Source organism: Kineosporia sp. R_H_3, assembly GCF_002198675.1.
Lineage (GTDB): Bacteria > Actinomycetota > Actinomycetes > Actinomycetales > Kineosporiaceae > R-H-3.
In genome coordinates this window covers 1-10,591 of the sequence record NZ_MWLL01000173.1, presented here as the reverse complement: position 1 = coordinate 10,591, position 10,591 = coordinate 1, and the positions used below count along the sequence as shown (strand labels likewise).

Annotated in this window: 8 protein-coding genes; 3 read left to right on the top strand and 5 right to left on the bottom strand. The window is 73.8% G+C overall.

Features of this window, described 5'->3' with window-relative positions; all coding sequences use genetic code 11:
- Positions 1-374: 374 nt before the first annotated feature.
- Positions 375-878, top strand: coding sequence for an STAS domain-containing protein (locus tag ECOMGDLI_RS18710; protein WP_198954988.1), 504 nt, complete (start codon positions 375-377; stop codon positions 876-878).
- Between the two features lie 49 nt (positions 879-927).
- Here ECOMGDLI_RS18710 and ECOMGDLI_RS18705 read toward each other — a convergent pair whose 3' ends face one another.
- Positions 928-1,662 (bottom strand): DUF6636 domain-containing protein, encoded by a 735-nt coding sequence (locus ECOMGDLI_RS18705; protein ID WP_088318363.1) that lies wholly within the window; start codon positions 1,660-1,662, stop codon positions 928-930.
- A gap of 126 nt (positions 1,663-1,788) precedes the next feature.
- On the opposite strand from ECOMGDLI_RS18705, the gene ECOMGDLI_RS18700 reads away from it, so the two are divergent.
- Positions 1,789-3,267 carry a catalase gene (locus ECOMGDLI_RS18700; protein WP_088318362.1) on the top strand — a complete coding sequence of 493 codons (1,479 nt, stop codon included), beginning with the start codon at positions 1,789-1,791 and terminating at the stop codon, positions 3,265-3,267.
- A gap of 66 nt (positions 3,268-3,333) precedes the next feature.
- On the opposite strand, the gene ECOMGDLI_RS18695 is transcribed toward ECOMGDLI_RS18700, so the two are convergent.
- A complete protein-coding gene (locus ECOMGDLI_RS18695; RefSeq protein WP_143447781.1) occupies positions 3,334-4,101 on the bottom strand; it encodes an alpha/beta fold hydrolase in 768 nt (255 codons plus the stop codon).
- A 68-nt stretch (positions 4,102-4,169) separates the two neighbouring features.
- A complete protein-coding gene (locus tag ECOMGDLI_RS18690; RefSeq protein ID WP_369812770.1) occupies positions 4,170-5,030 on the bottom strand; it encodes an SDR family oxidoreductase in 861 nt (286 codons plus the stop codon).
- Positions 5,031-5,294: 264 nt separating this feature from the next.
- Here ECOMGDLI_RS18690 and ECOMGDLI_RS18685 point away from each other — a divergent pair, with 264 nt between their 5' ends.
- Entirely contained in the window at positions 5,295-7,019 is a 1,725-nt protein-coding gene (locus tag ECOMGDLI_RS18685) for an HNH endonuclease signature motif containing protein (protein ID WP_088318360.1), read from the top strand.
- Between the two features lie 6 nt (positions 7,020-7,025).
- Here the strand turns inward: ECOMGDLI_RS18685 and ECOMGDLI_RS18680 are convergent, their stop codons facing one another.
- Both ECOMGDLI_RS18680 and ECOMGDLI_RS18675 read right to left on the bottom strand, forming a co-directional pair.
- Positions 7,026-9,809 carry a ComEC/Rec2 family competence protein gene (locus tag ECOMGDLI_RS18680; protein ID WP_088318359.1) on the bottom strand — a complete coding sequence of 928 codons (2,784 nt, stop codon included), beginning with the start codon at positions 9,807-9,809 and terminating at the stop codon, positions 7,026-7,028.
- On the bottom strand, positions 9,806-10,591 hold a 786-nt coding region (locus ECOMGDLI_RS18675; RefSeq protein WP_233153524.1), incomplete at its 5' end, for a ComEA family DNA-binding protein. The genes ECOMGDLI_RS18680 and ECOMGDLI_RS18675, both read right to left, overlap by 4 nt.

The window sequence follows — 10,591 nt, the reverse complement described above, 5'->3', positions numbered from 1 at the left end:
GACGACGAGCGTCTCGACGGACAGGCCCAGCCCACGGTGGGGCGGTGGACGGCGTCGACACCCTCGGGGTTGGCGAGGTGGCGGACGTACAGGCCACGCCCGGGCAGCGTCGCGACGCTGATGCGGCGGCGGCCTTCCCACAGGACGGTCGTGGCACGTTGGCGGGGCGCTCGGGGCATGGGTGTGCTCCTTGGGGGAGGGGCGGTCTGCGCCGGTTCGCGTTCGACCGTCGCGCTAGGACCTTTCCCACCCGGCCCGTGTCTCAATCCTGATTCGTCAAAGTCAGATCATCTTTCTGGCTGGGCCGCCTCGTGTTGCGGGCCGGCGGGAGGCGTCCGACGATCCCTCTCGTCCCACGACCGAAGGAGCACGACGTGACCGACTCGATGGTGTCCGCCCCGACGCTGTCCGACGCCTCGACGTCCGACGGTGCGCCGTCCGGGGGTTCGCCGTCGGGCTCGCACCCGCGGCCCGAGCCCGGGCTGGGCCTGTCCGTCGAGACGCTCGTCGTCTCCGCACCGGACGGCGACAGCAGCGGGACGGCGGAGTGGGCGATCGTCCGCGTGGACGGCGAGATCGACGTCGCGACCGGGCCCGAGCTGCGCCGTCGGCTCATCGAGCTCGTCGACGAGGGCGTCCGGCACGTCGTCCTCGACCTGTCGACCGTGCCCTTCCTCGACTCGTCGGCCCTCGGGGTCTTCGTCACCGGGCTCAAGCGGCTCCGGATCGCCGGCGGCACGATGCGCCTCGCGGCCTGCCGGCCGCCGGTGCGGGCGGTCCTGAAGATCACGTCGCTCGACCGGGTGTTCTTCCTCTACCCGTCGGTCGAGGCTGCGCTCGCGGACGAGACGGAGTACGTGGCGCCGACCGGGGCGTGACGCCCGCTCGACCGGTCCGACCGGTGGTCGATGAAGGCTCCGAAGCGCGTCAGTAGAGCTTGTAGGCCGCCCGGGACACCCGGAAGCCGTGGTTCGAGCCGTCGACCGTGAGGCACTCGACACCGGTGGTCCGGCTGATGCAGAGGATCGAGCCGACGAGCACGGCCCTGCCGTAGCCGAGCGGGGCGGGACCGTCGGTCGCGACGTCGCCGACGCAGGCGAACCGGGCCTTGCCGGCGCCCTGGGTGACCTCGACCGACGAGCCCCAGTCGAGCTCGCAGCCCGCCGGCTTCGGCGGGTTCTTCCACGTGTTGTCGAGCACGTCGCAGCGTGCGCTCCCGGGGTCGGCGCCGTCGGAGTCGCGGACGGCGCAGAGGATCCGGCCCGACGGGCTGCGGAAGCCGACCTGGCCGAACTGCGCCATCCCGGAGTCGACCGGGTCGACGAGCTTCACGCCGAAGGCCTTCGCGACGCCGAGCGGGTCGTCCGGGTCGACGGCGCCGCTCTGGACGGGGCCGACGCTCGGTTCGTCCGCGGGGTCGTCCTGCGCGGCGTCGTCCGTCGGGTCGTCCGACGCCTCGACGTCGGACGGGGTGTCGTCGTCCGTAGCCGTCCCGTCGTCCGGGTCGATCGTGGCGCTGCCCGGGGCGACCCCGACCGTGCCGATCGGGGCGGGACCGACGGTGGCCTCGGTGTCGTCGTCCGGCCCGAGGACGGAACAGCCCGTCAGCAGCAGGGCGGCGGTGACCGACAGGACGGCGACGCGGACCCCCGACAGGCGCATGCGGCGGAGTATGCCAGTCGATCACCGTGATGATCCGCTCCGGGGGAGGGGTGCATCCAGAATTGACCGGTTCCAGAATCGGACGAAACTGGGCGAAACATGTCGAGTTGAGAGGTCGATTGACGAATGACGACGACAGATCCCCGACAGCCGCAGGACGGGCAGCGGCCGTGGACGACGACGGACGGCGGGGTGCCGGTCGCGAGCGATGAGTTCTCGCTGACGGTCGGCCCCGACGGCCCGGTCCTGCTCCAGGACCACTACCTGCTCGAGCAGATGGCGAACTTCAACCGCGAGAACATCCCGGAGCGCCAGCCGCACGCGAAGGGCGGCGGCGCCTTCGGCACGTTCGTCGTGACGGCCGACGTGAGCGCGTACACGCACGCAGCGGTCTTCCAGCCGGGCACGACGACCGAGACCCTCGTCCGGTTCTCCACCGTGGCCGGCGAGCGCGGGTCACCCGACACGTGGCGGGACCCGCGGGGCTTCTCCGTGAAGCTCTACACGACCGAGGGCAACTTCGACCTCGTGGGCAACAACACCCCGGTCTTCTTCGTCCGGGACCCGATGAAGTTCCAGCACTTCATCCGCTCGCAGAAGCGGCGCCTCGACAACAACATGCGCGACCACGACATGCAGTGGGACTTCTGGACGCTGTCGCCCGAGTCGGCGCACCAGGTGGCGTGGCTCATGGGCGACCGCGGCATCCCGAGGTCGTGGCGCACGATGAACGGCTACTCGAGCCACACGTACTCGTGGGCGAACGCGGCCGGTGAGAAGTTCTGGGTCAAGTACCACTGGCGCAGCGACCAGGGTGTCGAGTGCCTCACCCAGGAGGAGGCCGACCGGCTCGCCGGCTCGGACGGCGACTACCACCAGCGCGACCTCTACGCGGCGATCGAGGGCGGCGACCTCCCGTCGTGGACGCTCAAGGTGCAGGTCATGCCGTACGAGGACGCGAAGACCTACTCGATCAACCCGTTCGACCTCACGAAGGTGTGGCCGCACGCGGACTACCCGCTCGTCGAGGTCGGCCGGATGACGTTGGACCGCAACGTCACCGACTACCACACGCAGATCGAGCAGGCCGCGTTCGAGCCGAACAACCTCGTGCCGGGCACCGGGCTCTCGCCGGACAAGATGCTCCTCGCGCGCGGGTTCTCGTACGCCGACGCGCACCGCGCGCGGCTCGGTGTGAACTACAAGCACATCCCGGTCAACCAGCCGAAGTCGCCGGTGCACGCGTACTCCAAGGGCGGGGCGATGCGCACCGTCAACGCGGCCGACCCGGTGTACGCGCCGAACTCGTACGGGGGCCCGGCGGCCGACCCGGTCCGCGCGGGCAACGCCGGGACGTGGGAGTCGGACGGCGACATGGTGCGCTCGGCGTACACGCTGCGGGAGCGGGACGACGACTTCGGCCAGGCGGGCACGCTCGTCCGTGAGGTGATGGACGACGCGCAGCGCGACCGGCTCGTCTCCAACGTCTCTGGCCACCTGCTCAAGGGTGTCTCGGAGCCGGTGCTGGTGCGGGCGTTCGAGTACTGGCGCAACATCGACAAGGAGATCGGCGACCGGATCGAGGCCGCCGTCCGGGCGGGGTGACCCTGCTCGGTCGCTGACCGACGACCGTCGGCCCCCGTCCTGTCGGGACGGGGGCCGACGGCGTCCTCAGGCGGACGGGGCGAGGACGTCGGCGGGGGCGAGGTCGGCCAGCGCGAGGTCGGCCAGTGCCTCCGGGTGGGTGAACGGGTTGTTGTGCGAGCCGTCGAGGACGGCGACGCGCACGTCGCCGGAGCGCACGGCGGACGCCGCGAGCGTCTCGAGCCAGGCACGGGGCGCGAACGTGTCGTACCGCCCCGCGGTCACGGTCACCGGGAGCGGCAGCCGGGCCAGCCCTTCCTCGGGCCGGTCCCGGACCGCCGACCTGATGAGCTTCAGTGCTCTCCGGTGGCCCCGCAGGTAGTCCGGGACGACGACGAGCTCGCGGACCGAGTCCCGGCGGAACGCCGTGGGCACCCGCAGCAGGAGCCGGCGCAGGGAGCGCTGGTCCGGGGCGACGGTGGGGCCGGCGAGGACGAGGCGGGCGAGTGGGCCGCGCGTGCCCGCCGCACCCCGGTGCCGGTCGTGGAGGTGGAGTGCTGCCCGGAGCGCACCCTGCGCGCCCGTCGAGTGGCCGAGGAGGACGACCGGCCCGCCGCCGTCCGGCCCTGTCGTGCTGCGGCCGAGGTACGCCGCGGTGACGCGGCCGAGCCCGGCGACCGACGGCGCGCACGCCAGCGGGCGGGACGTGCCGAAGCCCGGGGCGTCGAGCAGGGTCGCCCGGGCGCCCCGGGCGGCGAGCGCCCGCAGGAGCGGTACGAGGTAGCCGGGCGCACCCATACCGGGAAGGACGACGACCTGCGCGCCGTCGTCCCGCGAGAGGTGCCCCGGAGCCACCTCGAGCGTGCGGAGCGCGGTGCCCGCGACGTCGACGGTGCGTTCGACGACCGGCGGGCGGGTCGCGCTCAGTGGACCGGGGTCCCGCCGGTCACGGCGACCGTCTCGGAGGTGATGAAGCCCGACTCCGCGCTCGCGAGGAACACGTAGGTCGGTGCGAGCTCGGCGGGCTGGGCGGCGCGGCCCATGGGCGACTGCTCGCCGAACGAGGCGACCTTCTCGGCGTCCATCGTGGCCGGGATGAGCGGCGTCCAGACCGGGCCCGGCGCGACGGCGTTGACCCGGATGCCCTGCCCGGCGAGCTGCTGGCCGAGACCGCGGGTGAAGTTGACGATCGCGGCCTTGCTCGTCGCGTAGTCGAGCAGGTTCGGCGAGGGGGTGAACCCCTGCACGGACGCGGTGTTGATGATCGAGGCGCCCGGCGCGAGGTGCGGCAGCGCGTGCTTGCTCAGCCAGAACATCGCGTAGACGTTCGTCTTCATGACCCGGTCGAGCTGCTCGGTCGTGATGTCGGCCAGGCCGCCGTCCTGCGACATCTGGTAGGCGGCGTTGTTCACGAGGACGTCGATGCCGCCGAGCTCGGCGACCGTCGTCCCGACGGCCTTCTCGCAGAACGACTCCTCGCGGATGTCGCCGGGGATCCGCACGCAGCGACGGCCGGCGTCCTCGACGAGCGCCGCGGTCTCCTTGGCGTCGCTCTCCTCGGCGTCGAGGTAGACGATCGCGACGTCGGCGCCCTCGCGCGCGAAGGCCAGGGCGACGGCCCGACCGATGCCGGAGTCGCCGCCGGTGACCAGAGCCTTCCTGCCGACGAGCCGGTCGGTGCCGCGATAGCTGTCCTCGCCGTGGTCGGGCGTCTCGCGCATGTCGTGGGTGCGGCCCGGGTGGGTGATCTGCTCGCCCTGGCCGGTCGGTGCGCCGGTTCGCACGCTCGGGTCGGTGGGGGTGAACTGGTCCTGCTCGGGCTGCTGGTCCTGCGGGTTCACGGGGTTGCTCCTCGGGTGTCGTCGGCTTCACGGTGCCGTGCCCCTCGGGGGTCGGGTCATGCCTGGTGGTGCCGGTCGTGCGCCGGGTGGAGGCGCTGCCGTGCTGCGAGCACGGTTCGTGAGTGATGGTGACTCACACAAAGTTGTTCTGCTGGAACGGGTCTCGCGGTGGTCGGACTGTCGGACCCCGTCCCTACTGTTGTTCACGTGAGCAGCGACGAGCAGACAGGCGGCGAGGTGCCCGGCGGCGGGCCGGACGCCGTGGTGCCGGCTGCTCACGTGGTCTCGGACGGGTCGTTGCCGGTGCACGACCTGCTTGCGGGTGTCTCGGCGATGAACGCTGCGACCGCGGTGGTGCTGGAGGCGTCGCGGTGCGCGTGGTCGCTGTCGGACGGCGAAGCGCGGGACGTGGTGGAGGCGTTCACCCGGGCGATGGCGTCCGCGGAGGCGGCCCGGCTGGCGGTGATCAAGGTCCTCGACGAACGCCCCGAGGCGGTACCGGGGGCGAGTGAGGGGAAGGTCGCGGCGGCGTTCCTGACCGGCCGGTTGAACGTGGACCAGGGCCGGGCGAACGCGGACGCACGCGCGGCGCACGCGCTGGACGCGGACTCCGGGTCGCTGCCGCAGGTCGGTGCTGCCCTGGCGGCCGGTGAGATCACCCGTGAGCACGCCGATGCCTGTGTGCGGGCGGTGGCGCGGTTGCCGAAGCGGTTGCGGGTGGTGCTGCTGGAGGATGAGGCGTCGGGTGAGCTGCGGTCCGGGATGGAGATCGCGGACGCGTTCCTGGCCGAGCAGTGCCGGCGTTTCCCGGTTCGGGCGATCCACCGGTTGGTCGACGAACTGGTCCGGGTGCTGGATCCGGACCGGGAGGAGGACTTCGACGAGGACGCGCACCTGCGCCGTGGCCTGTCCCTGGTCAAGGACTCCACCGGCATGGGCTCCCTGCGGATGACCCTCACCCCGGCAGACACCGCGGTCCTGTCCGCGATGCTCTCCGCTGCCGGTAAGCCGCGGCCGGCCCGCGAGGTCCTCGCCGTCGATGGTGACGGGGTCGAGCAGGTCACGTTGGTGAAGGACGACCGGACGGTCGCGATGCGCCGCTATGACGCCGTGATGAGCCTGCTCCGCGCCGGCCTCAACGGCGACAGCGGGGGTGAGGCGCCCTCACCGCTGGTGAACCTCCTCGTCACCGCGACGGTGGAGCAGGTCGCGGCCGCCGGTGCGGCCGCCGAACAGGTGCGGCGGAAGGCCTCGACCGCGGCCGGTGCGGCCCCCGAACCACCGGTCTCGGAGACGTTCTCCGGCAACAGGTCGGTCGACTCGGCCGCAGGCCAGGTCGGCCGGGCAGCGGGGTTCGCGACCCTGCACCGACACGGCCCGATCGGATCCCACCTGCTCGCCTACCTCGCCTGCACCGCCACCCTCACGAAGGTGCTGCTGGACCCGAACGGGGCACCACTCGACGTCGGACGAGCGCACCGGCTCGCGACCCCGGCACAGCGCAAGGCCCTCGCCGCCCGCGACGGCGGCTGTGTGATCCCCGCGTGCCCGGTCCCGCACGAAGGCACCGACGCCCATCACCTCCAGGCATGGGAGCACGGGGGACTGACAGACCTGCACAACCTGGTGAGCCTCTGCCCGGCCCATCACCAGCAGGTCCACGCCGGCCTGTGGGTCGTCGAGGTGCTCGACGGCATCCCGTGGGTGCGACCACCGTCCTGGATCGACCCCGAACGTCGCCGCACGCGGAACCTGCATCACCAGACGCATGCCGCAGCCCAACGGATCAGCCAGCAGCTACGGCTCGCCCTGGACGAGGACGCCGACGCCCGCGGTGCCGGACCGAGCCGGACCGGGCTGAGCCCGATCGACCTCACACCACCCATGTGGAACCAGGCACCACCCGACGACACCTGGAAACGCACCGCCTGACTCTGGTCAGCGATCGGAGTCGCGTGCCGACAGGAGAACCGTCCCCTGCGTGTCCGTGCGGAAGACCCGGGCAGTCCCGAGCATCGTCAGTGTGCGCGGCGACGGGTGGCCGTAGTCGTTGTCGAGGCCGACACCGATGAGGGCGATCGGAGCGCCGAGCCATTGGTACAGCTCGGGTTCCTGCGTCGACGAGCCGTGGTGGGCGACCTTCACGACGTCCACGGGACCACCCAGCGGGGTGGCTCCGGACTGCAACGCTCGGAGCAGAGCGAGCTGGCCGTCCGACTCGAGGTCGCCGAGGCCCACGATCCGGAGAGTGCCGCTGGGACCTGTGACGACGAGCTCGGTGGCGACGCTGGAGTCGTTGGCGTCGGCGTCCTCGGCACTGCCGCCGTGGGACACCCGGCCCGGCGACCCGGCGACCGCGGCCGAAGCACCTGGGTCGCCGTCGGCCTGCAGGACGTGCCAGGCGACGCGCCACTCCCCCGAGCCGACCTCGCCGGCATCGCCGGCTGACGCCAGGGACTCCGGGATGTCCGCGGCGTCGAGCCAGGCGCTGACGCTGCGCGCGTTCTCGGCGGGCTCGGGCAGTCTGCTGACGAGCGCCGCGGCGATCCGGCGGTCGTGGGAGAGCACGCCGGGAAGCCCCAGGACGTGGTCCGCGTGGAAGTGCGTGAGGACGAGCAGGTCGACGTGACGGACACCGAGACGGGTCAGGCATCGGTCGGCGGAGTCCGGGTCGGGTCCGACGTCCACAAGCACTGCGGATTCCTCGCCGCTGCGCACCGCCAGCATGTCGCCCTGCCCGACGTCGCACATCGCCACGGCCCAGTCGACGTCTGCGCCGCTGCGCGAGCGGCCGAGGATCGACGGGGCGGCCAGCCAGCCGATCGTCAGGGCGACGACGGCCGCGACGACGACCAGGGCCGTGGTGCCCGACAAGGAGCCACGGTCGCGGTCCGGGACATCGAGGCGGGTGCGCTCGAGGGCAGCACGGTCGCGGTCCGGAACATCGCGGCGGGCGCGCTCGAAGGCAGCACGGTCGCGGTCAGGAACATCGCGGCGAGTGCGCTCGAGGGCAGCACGGTCGACGTCCGGGGGCCGCGGGCGAACCCGCAGGGTCAGGGCGACGAGCAGCAGCGTCAACACTGCGAGGAGCAGGGCGCCACCACGCCCGGACGGCCACGGGACCGACGAGCCGGGCAGCGCCGCGGCGCGGTGGGCGACGAGGGCGATCCAGCTCGTCGCGAGTCCGCCGAGCCGGGCCGGGACCACGGCCAGGGTCGGGGAGACGACGGAGACGAGCGCGGCGACGACCCCGAGAACGGTGGCCGGGGCGACCGCCGGGCCGGCGAGCAGGTTGGCGGGGACCGCTGTCGTCGGCAGCGCGGGGTTGAGCAGCACGACGATCGGTCCGCAGGCCGCCTGGGCCGCGGCCGGGACCGCGAGCGCAAGAGCGGCCGGTCTCGGCATCCAGCGTTCGAGGCGGGCCGACCAGGCAGGGGCGAGCACCATGAGGGCCGCCGTGGCGGTGACGGAGAGCGTGAACCCGGGGCTGCGGGCCAGTCCCGGAGACGCCACGAGGAGCACGAGCACCGCGGCACACAGCAGCGGCAGCCCGCGGGACCGGCGTGCCCGCAGCAGGGCCACGAGTGCGATCGACCCCATGACCGCGGCCCGGAGCACGCTCGGCTGCGGCCGGGCGAGCACGACGAACCCGGCCACCGCGGCCAGCCCGAGCCAGACCCGGGCCCGGCGACCGGCGCCGAGGGCGGCGACGGACCAGACCGCGGCGGCGATGACGACGGCCACGTTCGCGCCGCTGACCGCTGTGAGGTGCGTGAGACCGGAGGTGCGGAGGTCCTCCACGAGAGTCGGCGGGAGCCGGGTCGTGTCGCCGACGACGAGCGCCGGCAGCAGACCCCGGGCATCGGGAGGCAGCCCTGCGCACGCCCGGCGCAGACCGGCGCGGACGTGGTCGGCCGCGCGCCAGAGGACGCCGCCGGGATCGGTCCGTGGCGGTCCGAGGGCCTGGACGAAGGCCGCCGCACCGTCGACGGGGTCGGCGCGGTCGAGACGGCCGGTCAGATGGATCTGCTGCCCGGCGCTCACTGCGGCCCACGCCGGGCCGCCGAGCACGACGACGGGCACGGGTGCGGTGACCCGGCTGCCCCGCGCCTCGACGACCCGGGCGGCGACCCGGACGACGTACCGGGGCGGGCCCGGGAACGGCCCCGGTCGCACGGCCACCGCGTCCGAGCGGACGACGCCGCTGATCTCGGCGACGACCCCACCGGCGGCCCAGCCACGGACCGGTTCGGCGTCGCGGCGCAGCGCCGCACTGCCCTGGACCGTCAGCATCGCGACGACCAGGCCGCACGTCAGCGCGACGAGAGCGGCAGCACCGCGCGCTCCCGTGGAGGGGCCCGGCCGGTCGTCGAGGTCGTCGCGGGCGTCCAGGTCGTCGCGGGCGTCCAGGTCGTTGAGGACGTCGCGGTTGCCGCGGACCGCGGGTCGGTCACGGACCTCGGGTCGGTCACGGACCCCGAATCGGTCACGGACCCCGGATCGGTCACGGACCCCGGATCGGTCACGGACCGCGGGGTCGTCGCCGCGAACGCTGCGGGATCGGACCGATGCCGCGGCGACCGCTCCCACCGCGACGACCAGCACCGACGTGACCACGACTGCGGCCACGACCAGGGCGTGGACCTGCTGGGGCAGCGCCCAGGCCGTCACCGCCCAGAGGACGAGCGCGGGACCGAGGAGCCGCAGGTCCTGGCCGGTCACACCGCCACGAGCGGGCGCAGCCGCTCGAGGACCTTGTCGCCGATGCCGGCCACCTCGGCGAGCTCGTCGACCCGGGTGAACCGCTGGTGCTGCGACCGCCACTCGACGATCCGGCCGGCGAGCACCGGGCCGACACCGGGCAGCTCGTCGAGGTCGGCCGCGGTCGCGGTGTTGAGGTCGAGCGGGCCGGACGGCCGCGCCGCGCCGCCGGGACCGGACGTCGCGGCGGGGGCCGCGGGCAGCGCGGGCAACGGATCGTCGGCGTCGGGGACGACGACCTGCTCACCGTCGGCGAGGACGCGCGCGAGGTTGATCCGGGCCAGTGCCGCCGCATCGGTCGGGCCACCGGCCGCGGCGACGGCGTCCGCGACGCGCGACCCCGGCGGGAGCCGGACGAGCCCGGGACGCCGGACCTTGCCGACGACGTCGACGACGACCGGGGCGGACGCCGCCGGGCCGGCGCCCGAGGCCCGGACCCCGGTCGCGCCGACGACCGCCACCGCTCCGGACCCCGCTCCCCCGGGCCCGCCGACCGCCTGCCCGGCACCGTCGCCGGTCGACACCCCCGCCCCCGGCGAGGACCCCGCACCGGTCGAGGAACCGGCCGGCAGCGCACCACCGCTCGACCCCGCGTCGGCGGCCCGCGCCGAGGACCTGGTCGCGGGCGCGAGGTCCACGACCTCGGGCCGGGTCGCGCGCGCCCGCAGGGTGACCCCCACGACGACCGCGAGGACGACGAGGAGCACCGCGACCGCTGCTGTCACCGGGACCCCGGCCCGAGG

Coding starts and splice junctions, on each gene's coding strand:
- ECOMGDLI_RS18705 (WP_088318363.1), bottom strand. CDS start 1,662: ATGCGCCTGTCGGGGGTCCGCGTCGCCGTCCTGTCGGTCACCGCCGCC.
- ECOMGDLI_RS18700 (WP_088318362.1), top strand. CDS start 1,789: ATGACGACGACAGATCCCCGACAGCCGCAGGACGGGCAGCGGCCGTGG.